The organism is Thauera chlorobenzoica (genome assembly GCF_001922305.1).
Taxonomy (GTDB): domain Bacteria; phylum Pseudomonadota; class Gammaproteobacteria; order Burkholderiales; family Rhodocyclaceae; genus Thauera; species Thauera chlorobenzoica.
In genome coordinates this window covers 1,772,029-1,788,795 of record NZ_CP018839.1, presented here as the reverse complement: position 1 = coordinate 1,788,795, position 16,767 = coordinate 1,772,029, and the positions used below count along the sequence as shown (strand labels likewise).

The following is a 16,767-nucleotide window of genomic DNA, read 5'->3' as shown; positions in this document are numbered from 1 at the left end:
AGCGGGAGACATCGATGACGGGATCCGGACTGGTTTCGCGCAGCCTGTCCAAAGTGCGCGAGCTGGTGGCCAACGCCGCCCACCTGGGCCGGGAAACCGTCACGAAAGACCCCGAGCACATCCGCCGCCAGCTGCAGGAGTGCGCCGAAGGGCGCGGCGGCGAAGTCTCCACCCGGCTGCGCGCGGCGCGCCTGGCCGAAACCTACCTGCACCTGGACGACGCCCAGCGCCACGGCTTCCTGCGCATCATCGCGCACGAATTCGGCCCCGATCCGGCGCAGGTCGCCAACGCCCACGAAACCTACCAGGCTGCGGTCGGCACACCGGCACAATGGGATGCCGAAGCCCGGCTGCGGGCGGCGATGCGTTCGCGCCGGCTGCGCATCCTCACCCAGTTCAACGCCATTCCGCAGGGAGTCAAGTTCCTCGTCGACCTGCGCGCCGACCTGCTGCGCTATCTGGCCGACGACCCCGCGCTGAAGCCGCTCGACCGCGAACTCGAGACCCGGTTGTCGGCCTGGTTCGACGTCGGCTTCCTCGAACTGCAGCGCATCACCTGGAATTCACCCGCCGCCCTGCTCGAAAAGCTGGTCGGCTACGAGGCGGTGCACGAGATCCAGTCCTGGCAGGACCTCAAGAACCGGCTCGACTCCGACCGCCGCTGCTACGCCTTCTTCCACCCGCGGATGCCGCTCGAGCCGCTGATCTTCGTCCAGGTCGCGCTCCTCGAAGAGCTCGCCGACGACGTCCAGCGCCTGCTCGACATCGAGGCCCCGCTCGCCGACACGGCGAAAGCGACCACCGCGATCTTCTACTCGATCAGCGCCACCCAGCCCGGCCTGCGCGGCGTCTCCTTCGGCAACTTCCTGCTCAAGCGGGTGATCGACGACCTCAAGCGCGACTTTCCCCGCCTCCACGTCTTCGCCACCCTGTCGCCGATTCCCGGCCTCGCGCGCTGGGCCCGGCGCCACCCCGACGCCCTCGCCGCGGCCATCACCCCGGCCGATGCCAAGCGCCTGGCCGCCGCCGGCTTCCCCGGAGACGACACCGCGGCGCTGCTCGAACGCCTCGACGGTGGCGCCTGGGCCGCTGACGCGACGCTCGCCGCCGCGCTCCAGGACGTGCTCCTGCGCCTGGCCGCGCGCTACCTGCTCGAAGCCCGGCGCGACGAGCGCCCCACCGACGCCGTCGCCCGCTTCCATCTCGGCAACGGCGCCCGCGTCGAGCGCCTGAACTGGCTCGCCGACACTTCGCCCAAAGGCTTCGCCCAGTCCTGGGGGCTGATGGTCAATTACCTCTACGACCCCGAGCGCATCGAAACCAACGTCGAAGCCTTCGCCAGCGAAGGCCGGATCGACGCCTCCACCGCGGTCAGGCGGCTGGCGCGGCGCTGAAGCCCGGCCGGGGGCAAACACGAACCACGAAGACCGCCCCGACCGAACCCCACCGACCGCGAAGCGGCCGTACAACTCCAGGGCAGGCCCACCGCGCATGCACATCCCGTTCCGACATTCATCGATCCGCTTCCGCCTCCTGCTGGCGAGCACCGTAGTGCAGGTCGTGCTCCTCAGCGTGCTCCTGGCCAACAGCGTGCGCCTGATGAACAACGCGCTCTCGGCCAGCCTCGACACCACCATCACCCAGAACGCCAGCATGCTGCTGGCGATGGCCACCGCCTACGGCGAACAGCAGAACTACGGCGAGCTGCAGGACGTGCTCGGCGAACTGCTCACCGACTCCGGCGAAGGCCTGATCTACGTCCGCATCGCCGCTCCCGGAGACCGCCTGCTGGTCCATTCCGGGCTGCCCTACATGACCCACCTGCCCGAACCCGACGAGATGCGCCAGGGCTTTCTCGAACGCCTGCGCGCGGACGACCTGATCCACGTCCGCCGCCCCCTGCTGCTACCGAAAAACGAAGTCGGTTTCCTCCAGTTCGGGATTTCGATCTCGGTGCTCACCGAAGCCCGCCGCGCGATCATGGAACAAGGGCTGCTGATCGCCCTCGCCGAAGTCGCGCTGACCTTCATCCTGCTCTCCGCAATCGGCTACCTCCTCACCCACAACCTGCGCAGCCTGCTCGCCGGCAGCCGGGCGATCGCCGACGGCCGCCTCGACCACCGGGTCTCGGTCCGCGGCGACGACGAATTCGCCGTCATCGCCCGCCACTTCAACATCATGGCCGCCACCTTGCAGCACCGTGTCAGCGAACTGCAGCACACCGCGTCCTGCCTGAAAAGCAGCGAAGAGCGCTACGCGATGGCCTTGCACGGCGCCAACGACGGCCTGTGGGACTGGGACATCACCGCCCGCAGCGCCTATTTTTCCGACCGCTTCTGCCAGATCCTCGACCTCTCCCCCGGGGCCATGCCGAGCCAGCCCGAAGCCTTCCTCGAGCTGCTCCACCCCGACGAGCTCACGCGCTACCGCGAGCGCATGGCCGAGCACCTGAAAGGACTGAGCGCGCAATTCATGCTCGAGCACCGGATCCGCCTCCCCGACGGCCGCTACCGCTGGGTGCTGACCCGCGGCGTCGCGCGGCGGGGCGCCGACGGCAAGGCCAACCGGATGGCCGGCTCGCTCGGTGACATCGACGTGCGCAAGCGTGCCGAACAGCAGCTGCTGCACGACGCGCTCCACGACGGCCTCACCGGCCTGCCCAACCGGGCGCTCTTCATCGAGCACGTCGACCGCGCCCTCGCCCAGCGCCTGCGCGGCAACAGCCATCCACTCGCGGTGCTGGCGATCAACATCGAACGCTTCAGCCTGGTCAATGACAGCTACGGCCACGCCGTCGGCGATGAGCTGCTGCGCCGGGCCGCCGAGCACATCACCCTGCGCATGCGTGCGGGCGATGTCTGCGCCCGCGTCGGTGGCGACCAGTTCGCCCTGCTCCTGAACGGCGTCGGCGACTCCAGCGAGGCGCTGCGCATTGCCGAGCGGCTGACCACCCTGCCGGCGTTCGCCCCCACCTCCACCGAGCGCATCGTCCATCCGCACTGCCGCATCGGCATCGCCCTCACCGCGGACGGGCGCGAGGGCGCCGAAGCCCTGCTGCGCGACGCCGACAACGCCCTGCACAAGGCCCGCCGCAGCGAGACCGCCGCCGTCGAGTTCTTCCACAGCTCGATGCACACCCAGGCCGTGCGCACGCTGCAGATCGAGGCCGACCTGCGCTGGGCGCTCGCCCATGGCGGCCTGGCGGTGCACTACCAGCCCATCGTCAGCCTCGCCGACGGGCGCACGCGCAGCTTCGAAGCGCTCGTGCGCTGGCCGCACCCGAATCACGGCCTGCTCTCCCCGGCCGAATTCATCCCCCTGGCCGAAACCCTCGATCTCATCCACGACCTCGGCATGGTGGTGCTGCAGATCGTGTGCGAAGACGTCCGCGACTGGCAGCGGCGCCTCGGCCCCGCCGCCGTGCCACGCGTCAGCGTGAACCTGTCCGCCCGCCAGCTGGCGCGCCCGCAACTCGTGCACGAGCTGCTGACGGCCATCGACCGCAGCGGCATCGCGCGCCCCGCGATCCGCTTCGAAGTCACCGAAAGCCTGCTCGCCCATCCCGAAGGGCCCGCCCGCCAGACCCTGCACGCCCTGCGCGCGGCCGGCATCGAAATCATGATCGACGACTTCGGCACCGGCCACTCCACCTTGAGCTACCTCCACACCATCCCCTGCGACCAGATCAAGCTCGACGGCTCCTTCGTCCGCTCGCTCACCGAAGACTCCCGCCTGCTCGCGATCGTGCGCCACAGCATCGACCTCTCCCACGACCTGGGCATGAAGGTGGTGGCCGAAGGCATCGAAAGCGAAGCCCAGCGCGGCATCCTGCGCGAACTCGGGTGCGATTACGGCCAGGGCTACCTGTTCTCGCGCGCGCAGGACCGCGCCCTCACCTTCCAGCGGCTGCAGCAGGAATTCGGAGAAATCCCGGCATGAACAGCACCCCTCTACTGGCCGCCACCCTGCTCGCGGCCGTGCACGCCCCCGCCGCCGCGCAAGCGCTCGACTGGCAGTTTTCCGGGTTCGCGACCCTGGGCGCGGTCTACACCCGCAGCGACGACCTGCGCTTCGCCCGCATCGGCACCGACGCGCCCGGCGGACACAACCCGGACACCGGCCCCGACTCCATCCTCGGCCTCCAGACCGGGGTGCGCCTCGGCGAAAGAAACACCGCCGTGCTGCAGCTGGTCGCACGTGAAACGCCGCGCAACGACTACCGCCCGCGCGCCGCGCTCGCCTTCCTCAGCCACCAGCTCGGCCCCGAGCTGAGCGTGCGCATCGGCCGCCTGCGCACCCCCTTCTTCATGCTGTCCGACTCGATCGACATCCACTACAGCCGTCCCTGGGTACGGCCGCCAGTCGAAGTCTACGGCCTGAACCCGTTCCCCGACCTCGACGGCGCGGACCTCCTCTACCGCACCCGCCTGGGCGCGGGCAACCTCGAAGTCCACCCCTACGTCGGCGCCAGCCGCACCCCCGTGATCGGTGGCGGCGAAGCCCGGCTCAGCCGGCTCGGCGGCATCAGCCTGATGTACGATCGCGGCCCCCTGACCCTGAGCGCCGGGCACGCCGTCGCCCGTCTCGCCGTCCATCGCGACTCGGCCGAATTCCGCAATTTCGCCGCCAATCTGCCGCCATCGGTCCGGGAGCGGATGAGCGGCAGCGGGGCACATGCAAGCTTCAGTTCGATCGGTTTCCAGTGGGACGACGGCCGCTGGCTGTTCAGCGGCGAGATCGCCCGCAACACCGCCGCGCGCTTCTCCAACAGCGCCCGCGGCGTCTACCTGATGGCGGGCTACCGCCATGGCCGCCTCACGCCCTATTTCGGCCTCGCCCGCCAGCACCAGGACCGGACCCTGCTGCCTGCCGGGCTGGCCGCCACCTACCCCGAGCTGGGCGGCCTCATCGACGGCTTCAACCGCTCCCGCAACCAGGCCCAGCGCAGCGTCACCGCCGGCCTGCGCTGGGACTTCACGCCCTACACGGCGCTGAAGGCGGAGCTCACCCATGTACGCACCGACCGCGGCGCATTCGGTTCCTTCATCCCGCGCGGCGATGCCTTCGCGCCGGGGCTGGACCAGCGCTCGATCAATCTGCTGAGCCTGTCCGTCGATGTCGTTTTCTGAGCGCATCTTCCACCGTTGGGGGCACCGGCTGGCGCTGATCGCCGTGCTCGCCTGGGTCCCGGCACCGGACAGCCACGCCCAGACTCCGCTGGCGCTGGTGAGCGCTGCCGCGGGGCCGATCACCGTGCTCGACCGCGACACCGCCGAGCAACTCTACCTCGGCCGGCGCAGCAGCCTGCCCGACGCCACCGCGGTACAGCTCATCGACCTGCCGGCCGGCCCCGAGCGCGACCGTTTCTACCTCCAGCTCACCGGCAAGAACCCCAGCCAGATCCGTGCCTACTGGTCGCGCCTGGTGTTCACCGGTCGCGCCCAGCCGCCGCGCGAAGCGGCCAGCATTTCCGACGCCCGCCGCCTGCTCGACGAGATTCCCGGCACCATCGCCTATCTGCCGCTCGACGCGGCCAGCAGCCCCCGCCTGCGCATCCTCCTGCAGTTCGAGTAGCAGCACGTCCCCTCCCGGCCCAGCCCCCGACCCACCAGCGCCCGTTCCGCCCCGTTTGGCCGAAGGAGCCGATCTGGCCGCAAACCGGCGGCAAACGATTGACCCCCTTGCACACCCTGTGATCTAATACGAATCATTCCTATTATTGAAAACAATAATCATGGCCGAAATGCTGCCGACGTCCCTCCACCCGTCCCTGCCCGGCGCCACGCCCGCTACCCGTGACGCCGGCCACACCGACTGCCGGGGCGACACCCTCGACAGCCGCAAGCTGCTCGCCGGCCACCGGGCAGTGGCGATCGAGCACGAGGGCAGCCGCTACATGCTGCGCGCCACGCGCAGCGGCAAGCTGATCCTGACCAAGTAAGCGCCCCGCACCGGGGCAGGACTCGAGAACGAGGCTAGACTATGTATGTCTGTGTGTGCAACGCGGTGACCGAACGCCAGATCGACCAGGCCGTTCGCGCCGGCGCCACCTCCCTGCGCCACCTGCGCCATCAGCTCGGGGTCAGCGCGGATTGCGGTCGCTGCGCGCGCTGTGCCCAGGACTGCCTGCGCGTAGCGCTGTGCGAATCGCCCAGACCAGCCCCGGCTGCGCCCCCAGCGCACGCCGGCTCCTCGCTGTCCTTTGCCCTGGAGGCATCATGAAAGGCGATAAGAAAGTCATCCAGTTCCTCAACAAGCAGCTCACCATCGAACTCACCGCGGTCAACCAGTACTTCCTCCATGCCCGCATGTACAAGAACTGGGGTTTCGGCCGGCTCGGCAAGCACGAATACGACGAGTCGATCGAGGAGATGAAGCACGCCGACGCGCTGATCGAGCGCGTCCTGTTCCTCGAAGGCCTGCCCAACCTGCAGAACCTGAACAAGCTGCTGATCGGCGAAAACGTCGCCGAGTGCATGCAGGGCGACCTCAAGCTCGAGCAGGGCGGGCGCGACAGCCTGCTCGAAGCGATCGTCTACTGCGAATCCTGTCGCGACTTCGTCTCGCGCGAGCTGTTCGAACACATCCTCGAAGACACCGAGGAGCACATCGACTACCTCGAGACCCAGCTCGGCCTGATCGACAGCGTCGGCCTGCAGAACTACCTGCAGTCCCAGATGGAGCACGGCGCGTCCTGAATCCATGATCCGTGACCCGCGGCCCCGGCAACGGGGCCGCCCTTCATCTGCCACCCCATGCACTCTGCCGCTCACGCCCTTCCGAACTTGCCGCTTTATCCTCTCCCCGACACCCGCCGCAGCCAGGCCTTGATGCCACCGCGCGCTGCCGCCTCGCCCCGCCCCGGCGTGCGCCTGGCCGCGCGGGCCCCGGGGCGCATCGCGCTCGCCAGCCTGGTCGCCCTCACCCATGCTGCCGGACTCGGCGCACTGGTTCATTTCGGCATGAGCAAGATCGAGATGCCGCAGCCGATGCCCGTACAGGTAGCCCTGATCAGCGCCCCCCAGGCCGCGCCCGAGCCGCAACCGGTCGCCGCACCCGAGCCCCCGCCGCAGGTGCAGCGCCCCGAACCGCCGCCGCCCAAATCCCGTCCCAAACCACCTCCCGAACCACGCCCCAAGCCCGTCGCCAAGCCCCCGGCACCCGTCACCGAATCACCGACCGCGCTGACCCAGGCCGCCGAGGCCGCGCCGACCCCTCCGGCGCCGGCGCCGGCAGCGGCCCCGCGTCCGGCCCCCGCCGCCGCGCCAGCCCCGATCACGGCCGCCCGCTTCGATGCCGCCTACCTGAACAATCCTGCTCCCGCCTACCCGATGCTGTCGCGGCGGATGCGCGAGGAAGGGCAGGTCATGCTGCGCGTGCTGGTTTCCGCCGACGGGCTCCCGGCGCGCATCGAACTGCGCACCAGCGCGGGCTCCGAGCGCCTCGACCGCGCGGCCCAGGACGCCGTCGCGCGCTGGCGCTTCGTCCCCGCGCGCCAGGGCGAGCATCCGGTCGAAGCCTGGGTGCTGGTCCCGATCGTCTTCAAACTGCAAGGAAACTGAACATGGATACTTCCCAGGCCTTCGGCCTCGCCCACCTCTGGAGCCAGTCGGACGCGATCATCCGCGCCGTGGCGCTGGCCCTGCTGCTGATGTCGGTCACCAGCTGGTACCTGATCCTCGCCCGCCTGCTGCGCCAGCTGCGCGCCCGCCGCCATGCCGGCGCGGTAGAAGCGTTCTGGGCCGCGCCCGACCTCGAGGCCGGCCTGCACCGGCTGCAGCTCCAGGCGCCGGAATCACCGTTCGAGGCGCTCGCCCAGCAGGGCGCCGCCGCCACCCAGCATGTCCGCCGCCACACCCGCGGCGACACCCTGGGCGGCAAGCTCGACGCCGACGAAGTCATCACCCGCGCGCTGCGCAAGTCGATCGCGCTATCGACCGCCGCGCTCGAGTCCGGCCTCACCGTGCTCGCCTCGATCGGCTCCACCGCCCCCTTCGTCGGTCTCTTCGGCACGGTGTGGGGGATCTACCACGCACTGGTCAATATCAGCGCCTCGGGTATGGCGACGCTCGACAAGGTCGCCGGCCCGGTCGGCGAAGCCCTGATCATGACCGCCTTCGGCCTGTTCGTCGCCATTCCCGCGGTGCTCGCCTACAACGCCATCACCCGCGCCAACCGCGTCGAGCTGTCCGAGCTGGACGCCTTCGCCCACGATCTGCACGCCTGGTTCTCGACCGGCTCGCGCATCGCGCCGCTGGCCGCCAGCCACGCCCCGTCGTCCGAAACCCCGGGTGCGGCTGCAGCCCTCCCCGCCAGCGGAGCCGCATGATGGCTTTCGGCGGATTCGACCAGGGCGACGCCCGCCCGCTGCAGAGCGACATCAACATGGTGCCGCTGATCGACGTCATGCTGGTGCTGCTGATCGTGTTCATGATCACCGCGCCGCTGCTCACCCATTCGATCAAGATCGATCTGCCCCAGGCCTCCAGCGCGCCGAACCAGGAAAAGCCCGAAACCGTCACCCTCGCCCTCGACGAGGGCGGCCGGCTGTACTGGAACAACGAGGCCCTCGACAAGGTCGCGCTCCCCGCCCGCCTCGCCGCGGCCGCCGCCCGCACGCCGCAGCCCGAGCTGCACCTGCGCGCCGACCGCAACACGCGCTACGAAGTCATCGCCGAAGTGATGAGCGAAGCGCGCAACGCCGGCGTCGAGAAAATGGGCTTCATCACCGTACCGGAAAACTGAGCGCCGACACGCGGCATCCGGTCGTGACAGGGGGCGCCGCCATTGCTGGGGCGCCCCCTCGGTTTCGGTGCATCCTGCACCGGGCAGGGCCGCTCAGGATTGCGCGGCGGAGAGCGGCTGGAAAACCAGCCCCGCCCCGCCTCAGCCGCAGCCCGGCTGCGCGGCGGGGCGGCTGCGCACCCGGACGACGACGTCGATCTCCTGCAGTTCCACGCCTTCGGGCAACTGCGGGCGGCCGAGCACGGTCAGCTCGTCTTCGGCGAGGTCGCGGAGTTCGCCGGTATCGACGTTGTACATATGGAAATGCGGCGCCGTGGTCGAGTCGTAGAACATCCGCTGGGGATCGACGCAGAGTTCGCGGATCAGCTTCAGCTCGCTGAACAGGCGCAGCGTGTTGTACACGGTGGCGCGCGAAGTTTCGGGCGCCTCCGCCCGCACGCGATCCCACACCTGCTCGGCACACAGATGCACCGGGGCTTCGAACAGCACGCGCGCGATGTCGATCCGCTGCTGGGTCACGGGCACGCCCGAACGGCGCAGGCAGGCAATGGCGTCGGCGGTGCAGTCGACTCCCGCGGCAGCGGCAATGCCGGCCGTGGCATTGAAGGGAGGGTCTGCGACGGCGGGATCGGCCGTGGCGTCGATGGCGGAATAGGCGTTCATCTGATTCACAGTGGCGTGGATGCCGGCCCGGCTGCGGCGGTGCGGCCTGGCGGTCGATTTCGGATCAGGTCTAATGCTGAACCCTCGCCTCCGCCCCTGTCAATGCAAAGCATCGTGCGAAACCCTTGCCAGCCGTTGCGGTCTGCATTCCGATACAAAACTTCGGTCCTCCAGCGGCTATCCTCGCCAGAGTCGAGCCGATCGACGGGCAGAGCCGGCGCACGGCTCGGCACGCGGCGCTCAAGACCTCATCGCTTTCAACAACTCCTACGCCTTCCCGGCACCCACTCCGGACCACGATGAACACCGTCCCCGCCCCCTCCCGGCCCCCCTCTTCCCGCCCTGCCCCACCGCGCTGGCGCCGGGCACTGCTGGCGGGTGCCGCCGCAGCCCTGGCCGCCATCGCCTGGCTGGCCTGGTCACAGCTCTTCGGTGAGCGCGAACCGCTCGCCGCCTACCAGTTCGCCAGCGTCCAGCGCGGCACGGTGGAGGACGTGGTCACCGCCACCGGCACCCTGCAGCCGCGCGACTACGTCGATGTCGGCGCCCAGGTCTCGGGCCAGCTCGACAAGATCCACGTCGACGTGGGCAGCGAAGTCGAGGAAGGCCAGCCACTCGCCGACATCGATCCCACCGTCTACCGCGCCCGGGTGGACGCCTCCCGCGCCCAGTTGAACAACCTGCGTGCCCAGCTCAAGGACCGTGAAGCCCAGCTCGCGCTCGCCCGCATCCAGTTGCGCCGCCAGCAGGCGCTGATGGCCGAGGACGCCACCACCGCGGAAAGCCTGCAGACCGCCGAAGCCACGGCGCAGTCGGCCGCCGCCCAGCTCGAGGCCTTGCACGCGCAGATCGAGCAGATCGAATCGACCCTGCGCGCCGACCAAGCCAACCTCCAGTACGCCCGCATCCTGTCGCCGATGAAGGGCACGGTGGTGTCGATCACCGCCCGCCAGGGCCAGACCCTGAACACCAACCAGCAGGCGCCGGTGGTGATGCGCATCGCCGACCTGAGCACGATGACGGTGCAGACCCAGGTCTCGGAAGCGGACATCGGCCGCCTGAAACTGGGCATGGAGGCCTACTTCACCACCCTCGGCGGCAGCGGCAAGCGCTGGTACGGCACCCTGGAAAAGATCGAGCCGACCCCCACCGTGACCAACAACGTCGTGCTCTACAACGCCTTGTTCGACGTCCCCAACGCCGACGGCCGGCTGATGACGCAGATGACCGCACAGGTCTTCTTCGTCGTCGCCCAGGCCGAGGATGCGCTGCTGATCCCGATGGCGGCGCTCGCCCAGGGCGCCCCACGCCCAGCCCAGGCCGGCGCGCGCACCAACGGCAGTACCGGCGGCCCGGGCCGCGGCCAGGGAAGCGCACCCCGCCCGGGCGCCGCCGCCCCGCCCGCCACACCGGCCAAAGGCACGGTCAAGGTCGTCGGCGCACAAGGCACACTCGAAGAGCGCAGCATCGAACTCGGCGTTTCCAACCGCGTCCAGGCCCAGGTGCTGTCGGGCCTGGCAGAAGGCGAGCGCGTGGTCTCCGGGCTGGCCGTCGGCGCCGCCGGCAGCCGTCCGCAAAGGACGCCCCGACTATGAAGCGCGAACCCCTTCCCGCCGCCGCGCACGCACCGGCCCCGGCACCGACGCCGCTGATCGAGCTCTCCGGCATCACCCGCAGCTTCGTCAACGGCGAGATCGAGACCCGCGTGCTGCACGGCATCGACCTCGCCATCTACCCCGGCGAGTTCGTCGCCATCGTCGGCGCCTCGGGCTCGGGCAAGTCCACGCTGATGAACATCCTCGGCTGCCTCGACCGGCCCACCGCCGGCCACTACCGCTTCATGGGCGAGGACGTCGCCGGCTTCGACCGCGACCGCCTCGCCCGCCTGCGCCGCGAAGCCTTCGGCTTCGTGTTCCAGAGCTACAACCTGATCGGCGGCGCCAGCGCGCGCGACAACGTCGAAGTGCCGGCGATCTACTCGGGCATGCCGCGCACCGAGCGCCACGCCCGCGCCGAACACCTGCTCGCCACCCTGGGCCTGGCCGAGCGCAGCGCGCACCGCCCCGGCCAGCTCTCCGGCGGCCAGCAGCAGCGCGTGTCGATCGCGCGCGCGCTGATGAACGGCGGGCGCATCATCCTCGCCGACGAACCCACCGGCGCGCTCGACAGCAAGAGCGGCGCCGACGTCATGAAGCTGCTCGGCGAACTGTCCGCGGCCGGCCACACGATCATCCTCATCACCCACGAGCGCGAGGTCGCCGAGCAGGCCAGCCGCATCATCGAGATCCGCGACGGGCGCATCGTCGCCGATCCCGGCCCGCACCCGCCGCCCGGCCCCGAGCCCGACTTCGCCCCGCACATCGACCGGACCTCGCCCCTGTCCGACGTCCTCGAAGCCACCCGCAGCGCCCTGCGTGCGCTGCGCGCGAACCTGTTCCGCACCACCCTCACCCTGCTCGGCATCGTCATCGGCGTGGCTTCGGTGATCGCCATGCTCGCAATCGGCGACGGCTCGAAGCAGAAAGTCATCGACCAGGTCAGCGCGATGGGCACCAACCTCCTCACCGTGCGCCCCGGCGCGCCCAACACCCGCGGCCGCGATGCCCCGGCGACGCTGGTGATCGAGGACGTGCGCGCGATCGCAACCCTGCCCAACGTGCTCGCCTCGGTGCCCGAGCAGGGCGGCACGATCACCCTGCGCGCGGGCAACACCGACCACCGCAGCAGCGTCAACGGCACCTCGGCGGACTACGTTCTCGCGCGCAACTGGGCGCCCGCCAGCGGCACCTTCTTCAGCGCCGAGGACGAGGCGCGCTACGCCACCGTCGCCGTGCTCGGCCAGACCGTGGCCGGGGCGCTGTTTCCCGCCGGCGATGCGGTCGGCCAGTTCGTGCTGGTCAACAACATCCCCTTCCAGGTCGTCGGCACGATGACCCCGAAGGGCGCCACCCCCTGGGGCCAGGACCAGGACGACATCGTCTTCGTCCCCTACACCACCGGCAGCCTGCGCATCACCGGCCAGCGCTTTTTGCGCAACGTCACCGTCGCCGTGGAGGACGTCGCCCGCATCGACGACACCCAGGCCGAGGTGAGCAGCCTGTTGCTGGCGCGCCACGGCGTCGAGGACTTCCAGATCCGCAACATGGCCTCGGTGATCGACACCGTGTCGGAGACGCAGAACACGCTCACGATCCTGCTCGGCACGGTGGCGGCGATCTCGCTGCTGGTCGGCGGCATCGGGGTGATGAACATCATGCTGGTGTCGGTCACCGAGCGCACCCGCGAGATCGGCATCCGCATGGCCACCGGCGCACGCATGAAGAACATCCTGCAGCAGTTCCTGATCGAGGCCCTGGTGGTGTCCGCCGTCGGCGGGCTGATCGGCGTCGTCGTCGGCCTCGGCAGCGCGGCGATCATCGCGCGCTTCGGCACCGCGGTGCAGTATTCGCTCGCGCCGGTGGTGCTCGCCTTCAGCTGCGCCTTCCTCACCGGCCTGGTGTTCGGCTACCTGCCCGCGCGCAAGGCCGCCCGCCTCGACCCGGTGGTCGCCCTCGCCTCGGAATGAAACCGCGTCTCCCCAACATGCTCACGCCTCCCCCACCGCAGCCCCGGCCCCTTTCCATCCACGCCCTTGCCACAAAGCGTCCGCGCCCGACCCGCCGCCTCGCCCTCGGCCTGCTGGCCGCGAGCATCCTCGGCGGCTGCGCCGTCACCGAGCCGCTCGTGCGCCCCGACATTGCCCTGCCCGCCGCATGGAGCGAGCCGTCAGCCAGCGCCGCGTCAAGCATTGCCGACACCTGGTGGCAGGGCTTCGGCTCGCCGCAACTCGATGCGCTGGTCGCCGAGGCGATGCTCTCCGCCCCCGACCTGCGGATCCAGGCCGAGCGCGTCGTGCAGGCCGAGCTGGCGCTGCGCCAGGCCGGCGCCTCGCTGCTGCCCTCGCTGGCGCTGGGCGGCGGCAGCGGTGTCCACAATGCCGAAGGTGACGAATCCGCGTCCACCAGCGCCAGCCTCAACGCCCGCTACGAGATCGACCTGTGGGGGCGGCTGGCCGCCACCCGCGACGCCAGCCGCGCCAGCCTCGCCGCGACCCGCTTCGATCACAAGGCTGCACGCCTGTCGATGGCGGCCAACGTCGCCACCCTGTGGTTCCAGGGCCTGACGCTGGCAGAGCGCGTCGACATCGCACGTCAGAACCTGGCGATCGCCGAGCGCGTGCTGCGCGTCGTCCAGGCGCGCTACGACCACGGCGCTGCCTCCGCGCTCGATCTGAGCCAGCAGCGCAGCACCGTGCTCGCCCAGCGCAAGGCGATCGAGCCGCTCGAAGTCTCGTTGCGCCAAACCCGCTCGGCGCTCGCCATCCTGCTCGGGCACCCGCCGCAGACCGGCTTCGCCGCCGGCGCGCGCCTCGCCGAGCTGCACGTCCCCGTCATCGATGCCGGGCTGCCTTCGGAGCTGCTGCTGCGCCGCCCCGACATCGCCGCGAACGAAGCCGCGCTTGCCGCCGCCGCCGCCAACCTCGCCGCGGCACGCGCCGCGCTGCTGCCCGCGATCAGCCTGACGGCCGGCGCCGCCACCAGCAGCGCCGAGCTGCTGGCGCTGGCCGGGCGCAACAGCGTGCTGTCGCTGTCGGCTGCGCTGCTGCAGACGATCTTCGACGGCGGCCGCCTTGCCGCCGACGTCGACATCCAGCGCTCGCGCCAGCGCGAACTGGTCGAAGCCCATCGGCAGACAGTCCTCACCGCACTCAAGGAAGTCGAGGACGCCCTCGCCAACACGGCCCGCGATGCCCGCCAGGAAAGCGCCCAGCGCGAGATCCTCACCGAAGCCCGGCGCAGCCTGCGCCTGTCGGAACTGCGCTACCGCGAAGGTGCCGACGGCCTGCTCGCCGTGCTCGACGCCCAGCGCGCGCTGTTCGCCGCGCAGGACCAGCTCGTGCAGCTGCGCCTGGCGCGGCTGAGCGGCGCGGTCGACCTCTACCGGGCATTGGGCGGCGGCTGGCAGGCCGGGGGGTGAGGCCCGCTCGGGCGAGGTGTTGCAACAATCCAACAAAGTTAATGAAAATAGTTGTCATTTGTAACACCGCTGTATAATTGCCCCGAGAAAGCCGTTCTCGTACCCGGGCGCTGGACGCCCACTTCCTCCCCACCAGCCAGCCAGTCGCGTCCTTGCGGCAAGCCAGCCAGATTCATGCCGCAAGGACCGACTGATGAATTGCAAGACTTCACCAGCTAGCACGCTCCATTCCCCGCTGCGCCTGACGCGACTCACGCTCGCCGTCGCCGCCACCTTCCAGCTGTCCGCGCTCGCCACCGCGGCCGAGGTCCAGCTGCCCCGCATCGACGTCGTCGGCAGCGATGCCGAGGCGGTCAAGAAGATCCCCGGGGCGGTCAATATCGTCACCAAGGAAGATCTCGAGCAGTCCCAGCCCCTGTCCACCGAGGCCGCGCTCAAGAGCGTGCCCGGCATCGTCATCAAGCCCGAGGAAGAAAGCGCCATCGTCGGCAACATCGGCATGCGCGGCCTGAGCGCCGCCGACTACAAGACGCTGATCCTCGAAGACGGGGTTCCGGTCGCACCAGGCCTGTTCGTCGGCAATGCCCGCTATTACAACCCGCGCATCCAGCGCATGGAGAGCATCGAAGTGCTCAAGGGTGCAGCCTCGCTGCGCTACGGCCCGAGCACCATCGGCGGCGTGATCAACTACAAGACCAAGACCCCCGCACCGGGGGTGTCGGTGTCCGGGCGCATCGGCTCGCACGGCTACCGCGAAGCGACCCTCGAGGCGGGTGGCCAGTCGCCCTCCGGCGAGGCGATCGGCGGCCTGGTGTTTACCGGCGCGCGCAGCGACGGCTTCCAGGACAAGGATTTCGAGATGCAGGACCTGATGGTCAAGGGCGGCATGGCGCTCGGCGACAAGCAGTGGATCGGGGTCAAGTTCACCAACTACGAAAACGACGCCAACATCTCCTACCGCGGCGTCTTCCTCGACGCCTACCGCGCCGAAGCCGGCTTCAACCCCGCGCCCGACGACTGGTTCCTGACCGAGCGCCGCTCGTTCGACATCAACCATGAATGGACCATCAACGCCGACACCACGCTGAGCACCCTGGTGTACTGGAGCGAGATGTTCCGCGACTACTGGCGCTTCGGCACGGTCAAGGATGCGCCGACCAAGATCGTGAATGGCCTGACGCAGTGGAACTACAGCGACAGCGTCAATGGCAACAACCGCTCCTTCGACCGCTTCGGCATCGATAGCCGGCTCAACATCGCCCACAACAGCTTCGGCATGCGCAACGAGACCGAGCTCGGGATCCGCTTCATGGACGAGGAGATGGTCGACCAGACCATCCAGGCCACGCGCGCCACGCCGCGCACCGGCACGATCGCGAAGGACGTGGTCGATGCCGCCAAGAGCTACGCCTTGTTCGCACAGAACCGCTTCATCATCAACGACCGCCTCGCGGTCACCCCGGGGGTGCGCATCGAGAACTACGAACAGACCCGCAAGGACCGGCGCAAGACCGCAGCCCAGGGCAACAAGGCCGACACCTCCAATACCGAGGTCATGCCCGGGATCGGCGCCACCTTCCAGCTCGCGCCGATGGCGCAGCTCTACGGCGGCGTCTACAAAGCGTTCTCGCCGGCGCTCAACGGCGATGCGCTGAACGGGCTGTCGGACCAGCAGCTCGACGCCGAGCGCTCGGTCAACGTCGAGATCGGCGTGCGCGGCAGCAACGCGCGGCTGCGTTACGAAGTCACCGCCTTCCGCATGGACTTCGACAACCAGATCATCCCCGCCAACAGCAATTCGCTGTTCCAGACCACCAACGGCGGCGAAACCCTACACCAGGGCCTGGAAGCGGCGATCGGCTACGACTTCGGCCGCGGCTTCAGCATCGACGCCAACGCCACCTACATTCCGGACGCCGAGTTCGTCGGCAACCGCTACAAGGCGAACGGCAGCCTCGACATTCCCGATGGCAACCGCGTCACCTACACCCCGGAATGGGTCGCCAACCTGATCCTGGGCTACAAGTCCGGGCCGCTGAAGACGGCCTTGAGCATCAACTACGTCGATGAGCAATACACCGACGCCACCAACTCGCGGGCGCTGAAGGAAAACACCTCCGGCTTCTTCACCGGCAAGATGGACGCCTACACCACCGCCGACCTGACCGCGAGCTACACCATCAACAAGCAGCTGAGCGTGTTCGGTGCGGTGAAGAACCTCGCCGACGAGCACTACATCGCCAGCCTGCGCCAGGGCATCTACGTCGGCCCCGAGCGCAGCTACGAGATCGGGGCCAAGTACAGCTTCTGATCTCTTCCGGCGCGCGGCGCGGACACGCCGTG

The 16,767-nt window shown here is 69.5% G+C and carries 15 protein-coding genes; 14 read left to right on the top strand and 1 reads right to left on the bottom strand.

Annotated features, from left to right (window positions below; translation table 11 throughout):
- Positions 1-14 precede the first annotated feature (14 nt).
- The 10 genes from Tchl_RS08280 (at position 15) to Tchl_RS08235 (ending at position 8,745) form a co-directional block, all read left to right on the top strand.
- Positions 15-1,394: a malonyl-CoA decarboxylase gene (locus tag Tchl_RS08280; protein ID WP_075147990.1), complete on the top strand. Its 1,380-nt coding sequence runs from the start codon at positions 15-17 to the stop codon at positions 1,392-1,394.
- A 97-nt stretch (positions 1,395-1,491) separates the two neighbouring features.
- A complete protein-coding gene (locus Tchl_RS08275) occupies positions 1,492-3,939 on the top strand; it encodes an EAL domain-containing protein (RefSeq protein WP_075147989.1) in 2,448 nt (815 codons plus the stop codon).
- On the top strand, positions 3,936-5,129 hold the full coding sequence (locus Tchl_RS08270) for a hypothetical protein (protein WP_075147988.1): 1,194 nt from the start codon (positions 3,936-3,938) through the stop codon (positions 5,127-5,129). Before Tchl_RS08275 ends, Tchl_RS08270 begins: the two co-directional genes overlap by 4 nt.
- The gene (locus Tchl_RS08265) at positions 5,116-5,574 is read left to right on the top strand and encodes a hypothetical protein (protein ID WP_075147987.1); all 459 of its coding nucleotides are present in this window, start codon (positions 5,116-5,118) and stop codon (positions 5,572-5,574) included. Before Tchl_RS08270 ends, Tchl_RS08265 begins: the two co-directional genes overlap by 14 nt.
- 160 nt (positions 5,575-5,734) lie before the next feature.
- Complete coding sequence (hemP, locus tag Tchl_RS08260) at positions 5,735-5,941, top strand: hemin uptake protein HemP (protein ID WP_232311703.1); 207 nt, start codon at positions 5,735-5,737, stop codon at positions 5,939-5,941.
- Positions 5,942-5,982: 41 nt separating this feature from the next.
- Positions 5,983-6,222 carry a (2Fe-2S)-binding protein gene (locus Tchl_RS08255; RefSeq protein WP_075147986.1) on the top strand — a complete coding sequence of 80 codons (240 nt, stop codon included), beginning with the start codon at positions 5,983-5,985 and terminating at the stop codon, positions 6,220-6,222.
- The gene (bfr, locus tag Tchl_RS08250) at positions 6,219-6,698 is read left to right on the top strand and encodes a bacterioferritin (RefSeq protein ID WP_075147985.1); all 480 of its coding nucleotides are present in this window, start codon (positions 6,219-6,221) and stop codon (positions 6,696-6,698) included. The genes Tchl_RS08255 and bfr overlap by 4 nt, the downstream gene beginning before the upstream one ends.
- A gap of 132 nt (positions 6,699-6,830) precedes the next feature.
- Positions 6,831-7,562, top strand: a complete 732-nt coding sequence (locus Tchl_RS08245) for an energy transducer TonB (RefSeq protein WP_075147984.1) — start codon at positions 6,831-6,833, stop codon at positions 7,560-7,562.
- 2 nt (positions 7,563-7,564) lie between these two features.
- Positions 7,565-8,329, top strand: a complete 765-nt coding sequence (locus Tchl_RS08240) for a MotA/TolQ/ExbB proton channel family protein (RefSeq protein WP_075147983.1) — start codon at positions 7,565-7,567, stop codon at positions 8,327-8,329.
- Positions 8,329-8,745, top strand: a complete 417-nt coding sequence (locus Tchl_RS08235) for an ExbD/TolR family protein (protein WP_075147982.1) — start codon at positions 8,329-8,331, stop codon at positions 8,743-8,745. Before Tchl_RS08240 ends, Tchl_RS08235 begins: the two co-directional genes overlap by 1 nt.
- 141 nt (positions 8,746-8,886) lie before the next feature.
- On the opposite strand, the gene Tchl_RS08230 is transcribed toward Tchl_RS08235, so the two are convergent.
- Complete coding sequence (locus Tchl_RS08230; protein WP_083945187.1) at positions 8,887-9,408, bottom strand: Fur family transcriptional regulator; 522 nt, start codon at positions 9,406-9,408, stop codon at positions 8,887-8,889.
- A 299-nt stretch (positions 9,409-9,707) separates the two neighbouring features.
- Between Tchl_RS08230 and Tchl_RS08225 the strand changes: the two genes are divergently transcribed.
- The 4 genes from Tchl_RS08225 (at position 9,708) to Tchl_RS08210 (ending at position 16,735) form a co-directional block, all read left to right on the top strand.
- A complete protein-coding gene (locus Tchl_RS08225; protein WP_075147981.1) occupies positions 9,708-11,003 on the top strand; it encodes an efflux RND transporter periplasmic adaptor subunit in 1,296 nt (431 codons plus the stop codon).
- A complete protein-coding gene (locus Tchl_RS08220; protein ID WP_075147980.1) occupies positions 11,000-12,973 on the top strand; it encodes a MacB family efflux pump subunit in 1,974 nt (657 codons plus the stop codon). Before Tchl_RS08225 ends, Tchl_RS08220 begins: the two co-directional genes overlap by 4 nt.
- The gene (locus Tchl_RS08215; RefSeq protein WP_232311702.1) at positions 12,970-14,424 is read left to right on the top strand and encodes an efflux transporter outer membrane subunit; all 1,455 of its coding nucleotides are present in this window, start codon (positions 12,970-12,972) and stop codon (positions 14,422-14,424) included. The genes Tchl_RS08220 and Tchl_RS08215 overlap by 4 nt, the downstream gene beginning before the upstream one ends.
- 193 nt (positions 14,425-14,617) lie before the next feature.
- Positions 14,618-16,735: a TonB-dependent receptor family protein gene (locus Tchl_RS08210; RefSeq protein ID WP_075147979.1), complete on the top strand. Its 2,118-nt coding sequence runs from the start codon at positions 14,618-14,620 to the stop codon at positions 16,733-16,735.
- The last annotated feature ends 32 nt before the right edge of the window (positions 16,736-16,767 follow it).